The organism is Kitasatospora sp. NPDC023176, assembly GCF_055560495.1.
The window spans coordinates 1-15,927 of record NZ_JBVHIP010000002.1; the positions used below are offsets into that span (position 1 = coordinate 1).

Below are 15,927 nucleotides of genomic sequence, written 5' to 3' on the forward strand. Positions count from 1 at the left end.
CCTGGCGATGGCCCGCGACCGGCACCTGCCCCACCGGCTCGCCGCCGTCCACCCCCGCTTCGCCGTCCCGCACCGCGCCGAACTCACCGTCGGCGAGGCACGGCACCAGTCCGACCCGGTTCCCTCCGGGGAGGGCCGATCGGCCCTCCCCCCACGACCGGTCGGACCTGCTTCCGGGAGGCGTGCGCCCCTGGGCCCGACGGCCCGGCCGGGCGGACAGTGGCAGGGACGGGGCCCCCGACGTGTACGGCGCCGGGGGCCATCCTGCCAGCGCGCCCGGAGGCAGTCATGCGCCGTGTCATCCGCTTCAGGGATCTCGGCCGGGCGGACGTCGCCCTGGTCGGCGGCAAGAACGCCTCACTGGGCGAGCTGATCAACGGCCTCGCTCCCGCCGGGGTCCGGGTACCGGACGGCTTCGCCACCACCGCCGACGCCTACCGTGAGCTGCTCGACACCGGCGGCCTGCACGAGCGGATCGCCGAGCAGATCGACCGGCTGCACCAGGGCGCCCCGCTGCCCGCGGTCGGCGCCACGATCCGATCCGACGTCCTGGCCACTCCGCTGCCCGCCGCGCTCGCCCGGGACGTCCTGGCGGCGTACGAACACCTCGCCCGCGAGGCCGGGCGCCAGGACCCCGACGTCGCGGTGCGCAGCAGCGCCACCGCGGAGGACCTGCCGGAGGCCAGTTTCGCGGGCCAGCAGGAGACCTTCCTGAACGTCCGGGGGGCCGCCGCCCTGCTGGACGCCTGCCGACGCTGCTACGCCTCGCTGTTCACCGACCGGGCGATCGACTACCGCGAGCGGATGGGTTTCGACCACCTCTCGCTGGCCCTGTCCGTCGGGGTGCAGGTGATGGTGCGGTCCGATCTCGCGGGCGCGGGGGTGGTGTTCACGCTGGACCCCGAGACCGGCTTCCCGGGTGTGGTGGTGATCAGCGCCGCCTGGGGACTGGGCGAGACGGTGGTGAGCGGCCAGGTCGACCCCGACGAGTACACCGTGTTCAAGCCGGTGCTCAAGGACCACCACCTGGACCCGGTGGTGCAGGCGCAGCTGGGTGCGAAGCGCCGGAAGGCCGTGTACGGCGAAGGCGGCTCGACCACGACCGTCGACACCGACGAGGACGAGCGGTCCCGCCCGGTACTCGGCCAGGGAGACATCCGCACCCTCGCCGACTGGGCGATCGCGGTCGAGGAGCACTACGGCTGCCCGATGGACCTGGAGTGGGCCAAGGACGGTGTCAGCGGGCTGCTGTTCCTGGTCCAGGCCCGGCCGGAGACCGTGCAGTCCCGGCGTCGGGGCGAGGTGCTGCACCGGTTCCGGCTGACCGGTACGGGCGAACGGCTGGTGGACGGCATCGCGGTGGGCGAGGCGGTCGGCGCCGGGCCGGTGTGCGCGCTGGCCGAGCCGGTCGGGCTGGAGCGCTTCCCGCAGGGCGGCGTGCTGGTCACGGAGATCACCGATCCGGACTGGGAGCCGCTGATGAAGCAGGCCGCCGCGATCGTCACCGACCACGGCGGGCGCACCTCGCACGCCGCGATCGTCAGCCGGGAGCTGGGCGTGCCGGCGGTGGTCGGCACCGGTTCGGCGACCGCGGTACTGGCCGACGGGCGGGAGGTCACGGTCTCCTGCGCCGAGGGCGCGGAGGGTCACGTGTACGCGAGCCGGGTCGCCTACGAGGCGACCGAGACCGACCTCGGCTCGCTGCCGGCCACCCGGACCAAGGTGATGCTCAACCTGGCCGACCCCGGCGCCGCGTTCCGCTGGTGGCGGCTGCCGGCGGACGGCGTGGGCCTGGCCCGGACCGAGTTCGTGGTCGCCCACCAGGTGCGCGTCCACCCGATGGCCCTGGTCCACCCCGAGCTGCTCTCCACCGAGGACCGGCGGCTGGTGGACGAACTGACCCACGGCTACCCGGACCGCACCGACTACTTCGTGGACCGGCTGGCCCACGGCGTGGCCCGGATCGCCGCCTCCCGCTGGCCGGACCCGGTGGTGGTGCGCACCAGCGACTTCAAGACCAACGAGTACGCCCGGCTGGTCGGCGGCGCGCCCTTCGAACCGACCGAGGCGAACCCGATGATCGGCTGGCGCGGCGCGAGCCGGTACTACGACCCCGGCTACCGCGAGGGCTTCGCCCTGGAGTGCCGGGCGCTGCTCCGCGCCCGCGACGAGCTCGGGCTGACCAACGTCGTGGTGATGATCCCGTTCTGCCGCACCCCGGGGGAGGCCGACCGGGTCCTCTCCGTGATGGCCGACGCCGGGCTCGCCCGGGGTTCGAACGGCCTGCGGGTGTACGTGATGGCGGAGATCCCGGCCAACATCCTGCTCGCCGAACAGTTCGCCGAACGCTTCGACGGCTTCTCCATCGGCAGCAACGACCTCACTCAGCTCACCCTGGGCGTCGACCGCGACTCCGGGCTGCTGGCTCACCTCTTCGACGAACGCGACCCTGCCGTCACCCGCAGCATCGAAACCCTGATCGCCACCGCCCACGCGGCCGGTCGCCACGTCGGCCTCTGCGGCCAACGCCCGAGCAACGACCCGGACTTCACCCGCTTCCTGGTCGGGGCCGGGATCGACTCGATCTCCGTCACCCCCGACAGCTTCGCCGCTGTCAAGCACGCCGTGGCCGAGGCCGAGGCCACTGTGTGAGCGGTGCCGCCCCCAACCGCTCCTCGGCGACCGCGCCCGAGTACGCCCGGGCCGTGTGAACGCCCGGGCCGTGTGAACGCCCGGACGGGTTCGCGGGACGGGGCGCCGGTTCCAGGGCGGCTCAGGGCCCGCCTGTCCGGATCTCGCGTGCACCGGTCTCCCCGGTACGCCCGGCCTCGCAGGCGGGCCGTGGCCGTCCCCTTCTGGCCCTCGCCGATGGGGCCGAGCGGCCCTGCCGCGCGGCGCCCGACGGCGGTGTGATTGACACCGGAGGCCCGGCTCCCCGGGCCGGCCCCTGAGCCCCCTGGAGGCACGATCGTGCGGACCGACGACACCCGCAGCATCCTCCAGCAGCTCATGCACCCCGGATGCGAGCGGACCGTAGTGGTGGCCCGCTCCACCCCGGAAGTCGCGCTCGACCGGCCACCCGCCGTCACGGTCTCCGCGCGCGACACCGACGAAGGAAACGCACCGGAAGGACACCCGTCGTGAAGGCCGCCGACCTCATGACCACCCCGCCCGTCACCGTCGACGTCGGCGCGACCGCTTTCGACGCCGCCCAGCGGATGGCGCGGGAGGCCGTCGGCTGCGTCCTCGTCACCCTGGACGGCCGCCTCTGCGGCATCCTCACCGATCGCGACCTGGCCCTGCGCGGTCTCGCCCTCGGCCACGGGCCCGGGCAACCGGTCGCGGACCTCATGACGACGGCCGTCACCACCGTCGACACCGACGACGACCTCGACTCCGCTTACCGCACCTTCCGCGTCTCGGGCGTCCGCCGGATCCCCGTCCTCGACCACGGCCGCCCGGTCGGCATGCTCACCGTCGACGACCTGCTGCGCGACGTCGTCCAGCGGCTCTTCGACCTGCTCGTTCCGGTCTCGGCCGACGCGCTGCCCGAGACCGCGGTCTGAGTCCACCTGAGGAAACAACTCTGCATTGGAGCCCACCATGGCCGGCGACCTGCTCAGAAGATTCCCCTTCGGCTACCGGTGGCTGTCGCTGCCGGACCTTCTCGAGGACTTCCCCGCCGACTTCCGCCCGCCGACGAGCGAGCACATGATCCGCATCGAGGAGTCCGAGACCGACGGCGTCTACCAGCTCAAGGCCGAGCTACCCGGCGTCGACCCGGACAAGGACATCACGATCAGCGTCGACGACGGCGTGCTGACCGTCCAGGCCGAGCGCAGCGAGGAGAAGAAGGACAAGCAGCGCTCCGAGTTCCGCTACGGCTCGTTCAGCCGCAGCGTCCGGCTCCCCGCCGGTGTGCAGGAGGCGGACGTCACCGCCGGGTACGACCACGGCGTCCTGACCGTCCGCGCACCGATCGGCGAGGCGAGGAAACCCGCCCGCAAGATCCAGATCACGCGGGGCAGTTGATCCCGCTCCGGGCCCGGAGACGCTCCGGGCCCGACCGGCCCGAGGAGGCCCGACATGACCACGAACGCCCCGCCGACGATGCGCACCAAACAGTGGAAGCTGCGCCTCGACCTCTTCGAGGAGGGCGACGAGACCAAGGTCCACGCGGTTCTCGACACCGGCGACAACGTCCTGGAAACCCGCACCACCGCCCACCGCAACCCCCACGACCCGCCGGTGCCCGAGATCGGCGACGAGTACGCCGCCGCCCGTGCCCTCATCGACCTCGGCCAACAGCTCCTGCGCGCCGGCCGCTCCGACTCGACCGCCAACGCCCCGGCCGACGCCATCGCCGGCACCGGACGGTCTCGATCGTCGCTCCCGCCGACATGGCCCACAGGAGGGGCGCCGATCTGAACGACGGCCGCATCAGCCGGGCAGGGGCGCGGTTGGGAGCGGAAGGTGCGGGTCCTAGCCTGGGCGCGCACCTGTTGTTTCCCGATCCGCACCGAACAGAGGTCGAGACCACCGTGAACCTGTTCCTGCGCAGCGCGATAGCCGTTCCGTTCCTCGCGCTCGCCGTCGCGGGCTGCTCGGCGAGTGGCTCCGGGGCGGCGGCCGGGGCGTCCACGCCCACCGCGGGCCCCGCCACCGCCCCGGCTGGTATGCCGACGCAGGCCCCGGCGTCCACGCCCACCCCGACCGCGGGTGCGACGGCGGCCGCGAACGGGCCGGCCAGGGTGCTGGAGGCCTGGCTCACCGACGTCTACCGAGGGGACGTCGACCAAGCGTGGACGCTCACCCAGCTCCCCCCGACCACGGATGGCACCTCCCCGCAGCAGGACCCGAAGGCCGCCTTCACCCGGGTGGTGAACTCCCTGCACCAGAACTTCGTCCAGGCCGTCCACACACCGGACTTCCAGGTCACCCGCCAGACACCGAAAGCCGGCGGACAGAGCGTGGTCACCGACGCGGACGTGACCGTGGACGGGCACACCCTGCGGCAGGCGATCCTGAGCACCAAGCAGGGCTCGGGCCAGGTGCAGCTCGCCCTCACCTTCACCCTCGGCCAGGTCAAGGGCGACTGGCGGCTGGTCAACCTCGGCATGGACGTCGACGCGTCCGTCTCGGCCACCGACACGGTCACGGCCGGCAGCTGACCGCCGGCAACGGGCCCCGCCCAGCGATCGAAGCGCAGGGCGGCCGTCCGGAGCGCCGGGCCGCGCCGCCGTCGGGATCCCGGGCGGCGCGAGGTCCTCGTCGCCGAATCCCTCCTCACACCCGGGATTCGTCAGTGCATCGGCCGTGTCACGGACGGTCAGCGACTGCGGGGTCAGGCCGGTCGGTCCGCGGCGTCCAGGCCGGGGCCGACGACAGGGGGATATCCCCACCCTCCGTACGCCGGTTGCCCGGATAGTCCTGTGGATCTTGAAAAGGAAGGCTGAGGGCAGCAGGAAATCCCCCCTCCGAAGGAGAATCCCTGATGTTCAATGGGAAGTTCATGAAGCGTCGTGCGGCCCACGTCGCGACCGTGACCGTGGTCGCCGCCGGGTGCGCCGTCGCGACGGCCGGCAGTGCCGGGGCGATCGTCAACGGAACGGACGCCACCCAGCGCTACCCCTTCATGGCCTCCGTCCCGGTGTCGGCCCCGGGCCTGGACGACGGCGTCTGCGGCGCCTCCCTGATCGACCGCCAGTGGGTGCTGACAGCCGCCCACTGCGTCGACCCGACCCTCGTCAAGCCGGCCGGCACCGTCCGGATCGGCAGCGACGAACGAAAGTCCGGCGGCACCGTCCGCGCGATCGCCGGCACCGTCACCCACCCCGGCTACCAGCTGGGACAGGGAGTCGGGCCCAACCTGAACGACGTCGCGCTGGTCCACCTCGACCGCCCCGTCACGGAACGGCCCATCCCCATCGCCGAACGCCCCGGCGACCCCGGAACCCCGACCCGACTGCTCGGCTTCGGCACCGTCGTCGACACCAACGACCTCGGCGGCCTGAGGTTCCCCGACCACCTCCAGCAGCTCGACACCCGCCGGGCCGCCGAATCCGAGTGCGACCCCGGCTACGCGGGCCCCACCCGGCTGTGCACCGTCAGCCGCATCCCGCAGGCGATGGCCTGCTTCGGCGACTCCGGCGGACCCCAGATCCAGCGCGGCCGGGGCGGACGCTGGGAACTGATCGGCGTCACCTCCGGCCCCGGCGTCGGCGGACACGTCCCCTGCTCCTCCGGCCCCGGCCTCTACAGCAGCGCCCCCGCCTACGCCGACTGGATCCGCGCCACCATCCACGCGAACAGCTGAACCGCGGACGCGCCCGTCCAGCGATCTCATGGCAGGTCAAGGCGAATTGACGCACACGGCGGGGACCGAGGCCGTCAGACGGCCGGGCTGCCACGTCCCGAAGCCTCGGCTTCCCGCCCCGGTGGTCGTCATCGCTGCACGCTCGAACCGGCCGAACTCGCACCGAGCCATCCATCGACTCCGGGCAGCGAGTTCCACATTCCGGCCTGGCTCGCCGTCCTGACCGCGGAACTCGCCGCACCGACGCCGTCCGAGCCGAAAGCGTGACGACCGCTGTCAGGGGGCGCAGTCGCGGCAGACCAGCCTGCCTTGGCCGTCCGCATGAGCGATCTGGCTGCGGTGGTGGACCATGGAGCACGTCGCGCAGACGAACTCGTCCGGCTGCTCCGGCAGGACCTTGACGGTCAGCTCCTCCCCGGAGAGATCGGCTCCGGGGAGCTCCACGCTCTCCACCTCTTCGGCCCCGTCCAGGCCTGCCGCTCCGGGCCGCCGCTCCTCACGGCGGGACTTCAGCTCCTCGAGGCTCTCCTCGTTGTCGTCCTCGGTGCGCCGTGGGGCGTCGTAGTCCGTTGCCATAGTGCTCGCTCCTCGCGTGGGTCGCAGAAGTCACCCGGTGCGTCGGGGTGGTGTGAGCCGGGTTGCATGTCGCGGGTCGACAGCCGCAGAGGGTGGACTGCGCCGGGGCACATCCGGCCCCACAACTGTGCCGGCTCCCGCTGCGAATCTCCGGGTACGGCCGCCAGGGAGTGTGCGGCGCACAGGCGGAGAGAAGGAGACGTCCCGCACACGGATCCATGCGGAACGCCCGCTCATGCGCTGGAGGTCAGGCGGGACGGATGTGCTCCGCCTGCGGACCCTTCTGGCCCTGCACGACGTCGAAGGTCACCCGCTGGCCCTCCTGGAGTTCACGGAAGCCCTGGGCGTCGATGTTCGAGTAGTGGGCGAACACGTCAGGGCCGCCGCCGTCCTGCTCGATGAAGCCGAACCCCTTCTCGGCGTTGAACCACTTCACGGTGCCGGTAGCCATGCGCTTCCCCTTCCTGGGAACTGGTCGGGCCCCAAGAGTGCGGGCCCGACGGGTGATCGCCCAGGTCCGGAGAGGCGTCGAACAGCAAGAACGCCCACGACGTGTCACCGCGGGCGAGAACTTCGGAACCACGATTGCTTGATCAAAACGTTACACCGCGCGGGACGCCACAGCCAGGGCGGCGAGCCGCTGGCGGGCCCGACCGGGTGCCCGGACTCCAGCGCCGAACAGGTGCGGGAGGCCTGGCGCCGGCCGCCCCTGAGAGAGGAGTCGGCCTCGAAGGAGAGCGATGACGGGTACCAGCCCCTCACGGGAACCGAGCGCCATGGTGCCCATGTCGATCTCCGGTGCGGCGTGCCGCCCAGCGGCGGCGGACCGCGTCCTCGTACTCGGCCTGCTCCACCACGGCGAGTTCGGCTGTCAGGCGCGGGATCCGGTACCGGCGCAGGGCTCGGACCCAGCGGCCGGTCCGGGCCGCCTCCTCCTCCACCAGCCGGGCCGCCGTCCGGTGTGCGGCGTACCCGGCCGCCGCGCGGACCGCCTCGCGGTAGGCCCTCTCGACGTGCACCAGTGCGGTGTTGCCCGGGGCCGGTTCGTGGGCGGCCCGGACCGCGTCGGTGCAGAAGGCACCGGGCGGGTGGCGCACTCCGATGGAGGCGGTCCACTCGATGGCCACGTCCATCCGGTCGGCGACCGCCGCCGCCTCCAACGCGCCCTCCCCGCTCACCAGCAGTCCGCGCAGGAGCCACGTCCGTGCCTCCGCGAGACGTTCCCGCCACCGCGCTTCGGCCGCCCTCTCGTCTTCGCGCAGTCGTCGGAGCCGCGCGTCCGCCGCCAGCGTGCGACCGATCTCCTCGAACGACGCGGCTGCCACAGCCCGGGGTCCGAGCAGATGGGCGGCCAGCCGCCCGGCGTTCCCGGGGAGCGAACGGCCACTCCGTCGACACCCACCTTGCGACCGTGCGACTTGCTCAGTGCGGCCAGCTCGATCGCCGGCCCGTCGTGGTCCATCCCTGCCTCCCGCCCCCGACACTGTCGGCGGTCCTCGTGGGTACCACCACTGCACCGCACCCGCCATGGCGACGACAGAGCCCAATGGACCCCTTCCGCCAGGCCGGTCGGCCGCGTTCATCGCCGGTGCCGTCGTCCTGAGCCGGTTGCCGACGCCGCCGGGCGCCACCCTGCCGGGCCGTCATCGCCGGGCGCGCACCGCTCGGCGGACCTCGGCGACGACGCGCGGCACCGCGTCGGCGACGGCCGGGCTCAGGCCCTCGCCGATCGAGAAGTCCGCACCTTCGACCGCGATGATCAACAGTTCGCGCGGCAGCTTGGCGAGTGCGGCGGCCAGGGCGACGGCGTGGCCGAGGCCCAGGCCGTGGGTGCCGGCCGCCGCGTCCTCCCCGGCCAGTGGATCGGCGAGGAGGTGGTCGGCGTCGACGTCGACCCGGTGGATCCGGCCCGGCTCCCCTGGATGGCTGTGCACCGCGTCGACCACGACCGCGAGGTCCGCGTCCTCCCACAGCTCCATCAGCCGGGTGGGCTCGCCGTCGCACAGGGTGATCCGGTCGACGGCCGGGCCGCCGGCGGCGAGTTCCGCCAGGACGGCCACAGCCACGCCGTCGTCGTGACGGTACTCGTTGCCGACGCCGATGACGACGACGCGTTCACCGGCCATGCCCGTCACCTCCGGTCCACGCTGAGGGTGAGGAAGTGCGCCGCGCAGGAGATGCACGGGTCGTAGTTGCGGATCGCCTGTTCGCACCGGCGGGTCAGCTCCGCGTCGTCCAGGTGTAGCCGGGGCTGGACGAAAGCCCGCAGGTCGGCCTCGATCGCGCTCTGGTTCTGCGCGGTCGGCGGGACGATGACGGCCCGCTGGACGATCCCGTCCTCGTCCAGGTCGTAGCGGTGGTACAGCAGCCCGCGCGGGGCCTCGGTGGCGCCGAACCCGCTACCCGCCCGGGGCCGGACCGGGACGGCAGGGGCGGGTGGGGGCTCGTACCGCTCGATGATCCGCTGCGCTTCGGTGACGGCCCACAACACCTCCGCCGCCCGGACCACGATGCTGCGGAAGGGGTTGTCACAGCGCGCGCCGAGTCCGGCCTCGGCGGCCAGGACGCGGACCTCGGCGGGCAGGCGTTCGCTGCCGAGGTTCCAGCGGGCAAGCGGCCCGGTCAGGTGGGGCCGGCCGTCGAGGGTGGCGTGCAGGGCCGTGGAGTGCGGCACCTGGCGTTCCCGGACGCGCTGCTCGAAGTCCCGTACCGGGAACGATCCGGCCAGCGTGCCGGTCGGGGTGCCGGAGTCGATGGCGTAGCCGTCCGACTCGGTGAGGGCGAGGAGTTCGTGCCGGACGGTCAGCGGCGGGAAGTCGAACCCGGCCACCCAGCCGAGGGTGTCCTCGGCATCGGTCCGGGCCTGACTCAACACCGCTGCCAAGTGGTCGAGTTCGGCGCGGGTAGGGAGGCGGTGGAAGCCGCCGAGCCGGACGTTGACCGGGTGGATCGCCCGTCCGCCGAGCGTCTCGACGATCTCGTTCCCGGCCTTCTTGAGCCGCAGCCCGCGTTGCAGCAGGGCGGGGTCGGTGCGGGCCAGCGCGAGGGCGTCCGGCAGGCGCAGGAAGTCGGGGGCGTGCAGCAGGTAGATGTGCAGGGTGTGGCTCTCGATCCACTCCCCGCAGTACAGGAGCCGGCGCAGCCGCGCGAGTTGTCCGTCCACCACGACCCCGCAGGCGTCCTCGACCGCGCGGCAGGCACTCATCTGGTACGCGACCGGGCAGATCCCGCAGATGCGCGAGGTGAGGTCGGGCGGCTCGGTGTACCGGCGGCCGCGCAGCAGCGCCTCGAAGTAGCGCGGCGGCTCGTAGATCTGCAGCCGGACGTCCTCGACCTCGCCGTCGCGGACGGCGAGGTGCAGCGCGCCCTCACCCTCGACGCGGGCCAGCGCGCCGACGCTGAGCAGCCGCTCGGTGCGGTGGGTCATTCGGCCTCCTCGGTCGCCTGGCGGGCCGCTTCGGAGAACTCGGGGGCCTCGGCGTTGAAGGTGCGGTAGAGGCGGGCGGCGTCCGCCTCGGTGACGCCGTCGCGGCGCAGCAGTGGCAGCAGGGCCCGGGTGTCGGGCGTCTGCATCGGCCCGAAGCAGCCGTAGCAGCCGCGCCCGTACGCGGGGCAGATGGCGCCGCAGCCGGCCTGGGTGACCGGTCCCAGGCACGGGGTACCGTGGGCGACGGTGACGCAGGTGGTGCCGCGCAGCTTGCACTCGAAGCAGACGCTGTGGGTGGGGATGTCGGGCTTGCGGTCGGCGAGGTAGGCGGTGATGACCTCCAGCAGCTGCCGCTTGTCGATCGGGCAGCCGCGGAGCTCCAGGTCGACCGGTACGTGGGCGGAGATCGGGGTGGAGCGGTCGAGGCTGTCGATGTACTCGGGCCGGGCGTAGACGACGGCCTGGTACTCGGGCAGGCTCGCTAGGTTGCGCAGTGCCTGGACGCCACCGGCGGTGGCGCAGGCGCCGATGGTCACCAGGTGCCGGGACTGCTCGCGGACCCGCCGGACGCGTTCCAGGTCGGCGGCGGTCGCGATGGAGCCCTCGACCAGGGAGAGGTCGTAGGGCGGCGGCAGTTCGCGGCTGGAGGCTTCCAGGAAGTAGCCGATCTCCACCTGCCCGGCGAGCGCGAGGAGTTCGTCCTCGCAGTCGAGGAGGGTGAGCTGGCAGCCGTCGCAGGAGGAGAACTTCCAGACCGCCAGGCGCGGGGTACGGGTCATTGTGCTCACCGCTCGGGGGTGGCCAGCAGGCCCTCGGCGTGGTCCCAGCCGAAGACCGGTCCGTCCCGGCAGACGAGGACGGGTCCGAGCTGGCAGTGCCCGCACCAGGCGGTCGCGCAGCGCATGTTGCGTTCCAGCGAGACCCGGATCCGCTCGGCGGGTACGCCCCGGCGCAGCAGCTCCCGGGCGGTGGCGCGCATCATCACTTCTGGGCCGCACAGATAGGCGGCGCAGCGTTCGGGGTGGAAGTCGGCGTCGTCCAGCAGGCCGGTGACCAGCCCGGTGGCGCCGGGCCAACCGGGCTCCGGGCGGTCCACTGTGGTCCGGAGGTCCGCCCCGGCGCGCCAGCGCGGCAGGTCGTCGAGGAACAGTTGCTCGCCCGGGTCGCGGTACCCGGTGAGCACCGAGACCGTCCCGTACGCCTCGGTCCGGGCGAGGACCTCCTCGATCAGCGGACGCAGCGGGGCGAGCCCGATGCCGCCGGCGACGATCAGCACGTCGCTGCCGGTGGACGGGGTCTGCCAGGCCGTCCCGTACGGTCCGCGGGTGCCGATCCAGTGGCCGCGCTCGGCCCGGCACAGCGCCTCGCTGACCTTGCCGACCGCCCGGACGGTGTGACGGAGCAGGGCGCCGTCGATGCCGCTGACGGAGACCGGGATCTCCCCGGTGCCGAAGGCGTACAGCATCGCGTACTGCCCGGGCCGGAACCGGCGCAGCCGGGCGGCGACCGGGACGAGGTCGAGGGTGACGGTGTCGGCGCTCTCCCGGCGGCGGGCGAGCACCCGGTACGGGACGGGGGTCATCGGGTGGGGGGTCATCGGGTGCGGGGTCGTCGGGTGCGTCACGGGGCTCCCTCCGATGTCGTCGCGTCCTCCGCGCGCAGGGCGGCGACCTCTTCGGTGATGTCGATGCCGACCGGGCACCAGGCGATGCAGCGGCCGCAGCCGACACACCCCGAGGAGCCGAACTGGTCGTGCCAGGTGCCGAGTTTGTGGGTGAGCCACTGGCGGTAGCGGCTGCGGGCGGAGGTGCGGACGGGGCCGGTGCCGTGCAGGTGGGAGAAGTCGAGGTCGAAGCAGGAGTCCCAGCGGCGCCAGCGCTCGGCGTGGTCGCCGGTGAGGTCGGTGACCTCCTCGGTGGTGGTGCAGAAGCAGGTGGGGCAGACCATGGTGCAGTTGCCGCAGGTCAGGCAGCGGTCGGCGACCTGGTCCCAGCGTTCGGCGGTCATCGTGCCGGCCATCAGCGCGCGCAGGTCGGTGGGGTCCATGGTCCGGCCCATCCGCCCTGCGGCCTCGCTGACGGCGCGGCGGGCGTGCTCGCCGTCAGTGGGGCGGGTGGGGAGTGCGGCGAGTACGTCCTCGCCGTCGGGGCTGCCCGCGCGCACCAGGTAGTGCAGGCCGTCGGGCTCCGCCGTCTCGGTGAGCGCCAGGTCGTACGACGATCCCTGCGGCAGGCCCGGGCCGGTGCCCATCGAGGTGCAGAAGCAGACCGCGCTCGGCTCGGTGCACTCGGCCACGACGATGAACGCCCGGGTCCGGCGCGGCCCGTACACCGGGTCGACGTACGGGCCGCCGGTCAGCACCCGGTCCTGCACGGCGATCGCCCGCAGGTCGCAGGGGCGGACGCCGAGGAAGGCGTAGCGGGGTGGCGGTTCGTCGTCGTCCCGGACGGTGAAGGAGCCGTCCTCGGCGCGGTCGGCCTGCCAGAGCCGGGCCCGGGGCGGGTGCAGAAAGGTCTTCCAGGACTGCGGCCCGGCCGAATGGGCGAAGGCCGCCCGGTCCGAACGCGGGCGCAGCCGGTAGGTCCCGGCCTCGGCCTCGACGCCCCAGCCGTACGGTAGCTCCCCCGCCGAGGCCAGCTCGGCGAGCACGATCGCACCGTCCCGCACGGTGGGTCCGATCACGGTGTATCCGCGCTGCCGCAGGGCCTCGACGAGCGCGGCGAGGCCCTGTTCGTCCAGTTCGGCGAGCGGTGCGGTGGTGGTTTCCATCGGGTTGTCCTCGGGCCGGTCCCCGGTACCTCCCGGGGGTGGGTGGTACGCGTAGTTCCACTGTCCACCGCGCCCCGGGATTCCGCAGGGGCCGCCCGGCCCCGGGCCGGGGGCCGTCCGGGCTGGATCGCTGACCGGGGTGAGCGCCGCTCGGGGCCGGTCAGGGCCCACCGGTCTGCGGTACGGGACCGACCGGCCCTGCCCGCGCGGCCGGCGGCGGCCGACGATGAGGGTGGTCAAGGCTCCGCACAGAGCCGGTGACGGCGCCGGCCGGGGCCGACGAAGGAGTCTGCGATGAACGGCTTCGAGAACCGCCCCGTGATCGTGGGCGTCGACCGCTCCGAGGCGAGCCGCTGGGCCGTGCGCTGGGCGGCGGACGAGGCTGCCGGACGCGGCCTGCCGCTGCAGCTGCTGCACGCCCAGGAGTGGCCGACCGGTCAGCCGGAGGAGGAGGGCCACCACCGGGTGATCGGCCTGCGGGCCGCCGGTGACGCGCTGCTGGACACCGCCCGGCTACTGGCCGCCGAGCGGCACCCCGGGCTGGAGATCACCACGAAGCTGGCCGAGGGCCGCCCGGTACGGGTGCTGCGCGAGGCGGCCGACGAGGCCGCCCAGCTCGTCCTCGGCATCCGCCGGCTGACGGAGGCACGCTCCGCGCTGCCGATCGGTTCCAAGGGTGCGTCCCTGGTCGGTCACCTGAACTGCCCGATCGCCCTCGTTCCCGAGCCGCCCGAGGATCTGTCCGGGCCCGGGTCGGTCGTGGTCGGGGTGGACGGCTCGGAGGCGTCCCGGGCCGCGATCGGCTTCGCCTTCGAGGAGGCGTCGCTCGTCGGGGCCGAAGTTCAGGCCGTGGAGGTCCGACGCCCCACTGAGGTCGGCCGGCCCGGCCTGATCGAGGAGTCCCTGGTGGACCTGTCCGAGGCCATGGCCGGCTGGCAGGAGAAGTACCCGGACATCCGGGTCCGGCGCGAGGTGCTCACCGGCTCCCCCGCTCCGATGCTGGCCGCCGTCGCGACCCGCGCCCGCTGCCTGGTCATCGGCAGCAGGGGCCTCGGCGGCTTCCGCGGCCTGCTGTTCGGCTCTACCGGGCGGGCCCTGGTGCACCGCTGCACCGTCCCGCTGGTGATCGTCCCGAACGGCATCCAGGCCTGACCGAGGAGGTCGACATGCGGACCACGAACGAAGGCCGGGCACACCCCCGCCCGGCCGACCCCGGCGACCTCGGCCGCCGGGTCGCCCGCCGCCGTGCCCGACTGGGGCTCACCCGCGAGCTGGTGGCGGAGCGCGGCGGGCTGGACCCGGGGTTCCTGGAGTACCTGGAGACGCACCCCGTCCCGGTCGGCGTCACCACCCTGGCCCGGATCGCCGACGCGCTCGACACCACGGTCACCGACCTGCTCGGCGGCGGCCGCGATGTCCCGTCCGGCCGGGCCCGCGCCAACACGCGCGTCCGGCTGGAGGAGCTGGACGCGGCGGCCTGCTGGGCCAAGCTCAGCCCCGGCGGCGTCGGCCGGGTGATCCTGGCCGCGCCGCGCGGACTGGTGGCGCTGCCCGTCAACTACCGGGTGCTGGACGCCGGCATCCTCTACCGCACTGAGGCGGACGGCACCCTGTCCCGGGCGGCTGGCAGCGAAGTCGCCTTCGAGGTCGACCAGTTGGACGAGGCGTTCGCCACCGGCTGGAGCGTCCTGGTGAACGGCACCGCCTCGACGGTCGCCGAGGAGGAGGCCGTGCACTGGTTCCAGCAGCACGCCGACCCGCACCCCTGGGCGGGCGGCACCCGGGACACCTGGATGCGTATCAAGCCCACCGGGATCTCGGGCCGGATCATCCGCCCCGACGGTCCCCCGATCATCGAGGAGGAGATCCCGCGATGACCGCGAAACCGCACGTCCTGGTGGCCGGCGGGGGTTTCGCCGGCCTGGAGACGGCCTTCACCCTCCGCCACCGGCTCGGCGACCGCGTCCGCATCACGCTCACCGCCGACCGGGAGGACTTCCTCTTCAAGCCCAACACCGTCTACCTGCCCTTCGGCGCCGACAAGTGCGCCGGGCCGCTGTACGAGATCGCGCTGATGCTGGACACCTGGCTGCGCCGGGCCGGCCTCCGCCCCCTCGTCCACCTCACCTGGACCACCTACGAGTCCGGCTACGTCCAGGCCTTCGGCCCACGCCTGCCCAGGTGGTGGAGCAGTGTTCGCCGCCCGGGGCATCGAGGACCACACCTCGGCCGAGGTCGACAAGGTCGGCGAGGACGCGGTCCGCTACACCGACGGCACCGCCCGGCCCTTCGACCTGCTCATCGCCTTCCCGCCGTACGTCGCCGCGGTGGACCACCCCGACCTGCCGCACGACGACCGCGGCTTCCCGCGCACCCTCTCCGCCACCAGGCAGGTCCAGGGGCACCCGCAGATCTACGCCCCGGGCGACGCCGGGGACTTCCCCGTCAAGCAGGCCTTCCTGACCTTCCTCCAGGCCGACGCCGTCGCCGACCACATCGACACCGTGGTCGCACTCGAACTGCCGTACCGCCCAAGCCCGTTCGAGCCGGTCAGCATGTGTGTGACGGAGATGCCCGACAAGGCCACCTTCGCCCAGGTGCCGCTGGAGGAGACCCGTGACCCGGCACTGCCCGTACGCGCCTCGGCCGACGCCGGCGACCTCTACCGCGTCGGCACGTCCCCGCTCTGGCGGCTCGGGAAGAAGGCGCTCGGCGTCTACCTGCCCGTCCGGTTCCGCGCCGGCCGGCCGTTCCCCGGCGGACGCCCCTGGCAGGCGATGCAGCTGGCCCTCGACGGGATGTGCCGCACCCTCGCCACCGGCCCGTCCTGACGGTCCCC

General features: G+C 73.4%; 18 protein-coding genes. 10 read left to right on the plus strand and 8 right to left on the minus strand.

Annotation, left to right across the window (positions count from 1 at the left end):
* Positions 1-288: 288 nt before the first annotated feature.
* The 7 genes from ppsA to ACZ3YL_RS04180 all read left to right on the plus strand — a co-directional run bounded on the left by ppsA (position 289) and on the right by ACZ3YL_RS04180 (position 6,316).
* Positions 289-2,652: a phosphoenolpyruvate synthase gene (gene ppsA, locus ACZ3YL_RS04150; protein WP_465655268.1), complete on the plus strand. Its 2,364-nt coding sequence runs from the start codon at positions 289-291 to the stop codon at positions 2,650-2,652.
* 318 nt (positions 2,653-2,970) lie between these two features.
* Positions 2,971-3,144 (plus strand): hypothetical protein, encoded by a 174-nt coding sequence (locus ACZ3YL_RS04155; RefSeq protein WP_188309000.1) that lies wholly within the window; start codon positions 2,971-2,973, stop codon positions 3,142-3,144.
* Positions 3,141-3,566 carry a CBS domain-containing protein gene (locus ACZ3YL_RS04160; RefSeq protein WP_465655270.1) on the plus strand — a complete coding sequence of 142 codons (426 nt, stop codon included), beginning with the start codon at positions 3,141-3,143 and terminating at the stop codon, positions 3,564-3,566. Before ACZ3YL_RS04155 ends, ACZ3YL_RS04160 begins: the two co-directional genes overlap by 4 nt.
* Before the next feature lie 25 nt (positions 3,567-3,591).
* On the plus strand, positions 3,592-4,032 hold the full coding sequence (locus tag ACZ3YL_RS04165) for an Hsp20/alpha crystallin family protein (protein ID WP_223243362.1): 441 nt from the start codon (positions 3,592-3,594) through the stop codon (positions 4,030-4,032).
* A 54-nt stretch (positions 4,033-4,086) separates the two neighbouring features.
* A complete protein-coding gene (locus tag ACZ3YL_RS04170) occupies positions 4,087-4,428 on the plus strand; it encodes a dsRBD fold-containing protein (RefSeq protein WP_188308998.1) in 342 nt (113 codons plus the stop codon).
* 113 nt (positions 4,429-4,541) lie between these two features.
* On the plus strand, positions 4,542-5,171 hold the full coding sequence (locus ACZ3YL_RS04175; protein ID WP_188308997.1) for a hypothetical protein: 630 nt from the start codon (positions 4,542-4,544) through the stop codon (positions 5,169-5,171).
* A gap of 323 nt (positions 5,172-5,494) precedes the next feature.
* A complete protein-coding gene (locus tag ACZ3YL_RS04180) occupies positions 5,495-6,316 on the plus strand; it encodes a S1 family peptidase (protein ID WP_465655273.1) in 822 nt (273 codons plus the stop codon).
* A 276-nt stretch (positions 6,317-6,592) separates the two neighbouring features.
* Here the strand turns inward: ACZ3YL_RS04180 and ACZ3YL_RS04185 are convergent, their stop codons facing one another.
* The 8 genes from ACZ3YL_RS04185 to ACZ3YL_RS04220 all read right to left on the minus strand — a co-directional run bounded on the left by ACZ3YL_RS04185 (position 6,593) and on the right by ACZ3YL_RS04220 (position 13,088).
* Complete coding sequence (locus ACZ3YL_RS04185; RefSeq protein ID WP_465655275.1) at positions 6,593-6,892, minus strand: DUF4193 domain-containing protein; 300 nt, start codon at positions 6,890-6,892, stop codon at positions 6,593-6,595.
* Between the two features lie 247 nt (positions 6,893-7,139).
* Positions 7,140-7,343, minus strand: coding sequence for a cold-shock protein (locus tag ACZ3YL_RS04190; protein ID WP_043910359.1), 204 nt, complete (start codon positions 7,341-7,343; stop codon positions 7,140-7,142).
* A gap of 307 nt (positions 7,344-7,650) precedes the next feature.
* Positions 7,651-8,217, minus strand: coding sequence for a V-type ATP synthase subunit D (locus tag ACZ3YL_RS04195; RefSeq protein WP_465655277.1), 567 nt, complete (start codon positions 8,215-8,217; stop codon positions 7,651-7,653).
* Between the two features lie 318 nt (positions 8,218-8,535).
* Entirely contained in the window at positions 8,536-9,018 is a 483-nt protein-coding gene (locus tag ACZ3YL_RS04200) for a hydrogenase maturation protease (protein WP_465655279.1), read from the minus strand.
* 5 nt (positions 9,019-9,023) lie between these two features.
* Positions 9,024-10,319, minus strand: coding sequence for a Ni/Fe hydrogenase subunit alpha (locus ACZ3YL_RS04205; RefSeq protein WP_188308992.1), 1,296 nt, complete (start codon positions 10,317-10,319; stop codon positions 9,024-9,026).
* A complete protein-coding gene (locus ACZ3YL_RS04210; protein ID WP_188309016.1) occupies positions 10,316-11,098 on the minus strand; it encodes an NADH-quinone oxidoreductase subunit B family protein in 783 nt (260 codons plus the stop codon). Before ACZ3YL_RS04210 ends, ACZ3YL_RS04205 begins: the two co-directional genes overlap by 4 nt.
* Positions 11,099-11,103: 5 nt before the next feature.
* Positions 11,104-11,901, minus strand: a complete 798-nt coding sequence (locus ACZ3YL_RS04215) for an FAD/NAD(P)-binding protein (RefSeq protein ID WP_188308991.1) — start codon at positions 11,899-11,901, stop codon at positions 11,104-11,106.
* A 38-nt stretch (positions 11,902-11,939) separates the two neighbouring features.
* Complete coding sequence (locus ACZ3YL_RS04220) at positions 11,940-13,088, minus strand: 4Fe-4S dicluster domain-containing protein (RefSeq protein WP_465655281.1); 1,149 nt, start codon at positions 13,086-13,088, stop codon at positions 11,940-11,942.
* A 294-nt stretch (positions 13,089-13,382) separates the two neighbouring features.
* Between ACZ3YL_RS04220 and ACZ3YL_RS04225 the strand changes: the two genes are divergently transcribed.
* The 3 genes from ACZ3YL_RS04225 to ACZ3YL_RS04235 all read left to right on the plus strand — a co-directional run bounded on the left by ACZ3YL_RS04225 (position 13,383) and on the right by ACZ3YL_RS04235 (position 15,919).
* Positions 13,383-14,240, plus strand: coding sequence for a universal stress protein (locus tag ACZ3YL_RS04225; protein WP_465655282.1), 858 nt, complete (start codon positions 13,383-13,385; stop codon positions 14,238-14,240).
* A 14-nt stretch (positions 14,241-14,254) separates the two neighbouring features.
* Positions 14,255-14,965, plus strand: a complete 711-nt coding sequence (locus ACZ3YL_RS04230; protein WP_465655284.1) for a helix-turn-helix domain-containing protein — start codon at positions 14,255-14,257, stop codon at positions 14,963-14,965.
* Positions 14,966-15,280: 315 nt separating this feature from the next.
* Complete coding sequence (locus ACZ3YL_RS04235; protein ID WP_465655285.1) at positions 15,281-15,919, plus strand: hypothetical protein; 639 nt, start codon at positions 15,281-15,283, stop codon at positions 15,917-15,919.
* The last annotated feature ends 8 nt before the right edge of the window (positions 15,920-15,927 follow it).

Coding starts and splice junctions, on each gene's coding strand:
- ppsA (WP_465655268.1), top strand. CDS start 289: ATGCGCCGTGTCATCCGCTTCAGGGATCTCGGCCGGGCGGACGTCGCC.
- ACZ3YL_RS04170 (WP_188308998.1), top strand. CDS start 4,087: ATGACCACGAACGCCCCGCCGACGATGCGCACCAAACAGTGGAAGCTG.
- ACZ3YL_RS04180 (WP_465655273.1), top strand. CDS start 5,495: ATGTTCAATGGGAAGTTCATGAAGCGTCGTGCGGCCCACGTCGCGACC.
- ACZ3YL_RS04185 (WP_465655275.1), bottom strand. CDS start 6,892: ATGGCAACGGACTACGACGCCCCACGGCGCACCGAGGACGACAACGAG.
- ACZ3YL_RS04190 (WP_043910359.1), bottom strand. CDS start 7,343: ATGGCTACCGGCACCGTGAAGTGGTTCAACGCCGAGAAGGGGTTCGGC.
- ACZ3YL_RS04200 (WP_465655279.1), bottom strand. CDS start 9,018: ATGGCCGGTGAACGCGTCGTCGTCATCGGCGTCGGCAACGAGTACCGT.
- ACZ3YL_RS04205 (WP_188308992.1), bottom strand. CDS start 10,319: ATGACCCACCGCACCGAGCGGCTGCTCAGCGTCGGCGCGCTGGCCCGC.
- ACZ3YL_RS04210 (WP_188309016.1), bottom strand. CDS start 11,098: ATGACCCGTACCCCGCGCCTGGCGGTCTGGAAGTTCTCCTCCTGCGAC.
- ACZ3YL_RS04215 (WP_188308991.1), bottom strand. CDS start 11,901: ATGACCCCCGTCCCGTACCGGGTGCTCGCCCGCCGCCGGGAGAGCGCC.
- ACZ3YL_RS04220 (WP_465655281.1), bottom strand. CDS start 13,088: ATGGAAACCACCACCGCACCGCTCGCCGAACTGGACGAACAGGGCCTC.
- ACZ3YL_RS04225 (WP_465655282.1), top strand. CDS start 13,383: ATGAACGGCTTCGAGAACCGCCCCGTGATCGTGGGCGTCGACCGCTCC.
- ACZ3YL_RS04230 (WP_465655284.1), top strand. CDS start 14,255: ATGCGGACCACGAACGAAGGCCGGGCACACCCCCGCCCGGCCGACCCC.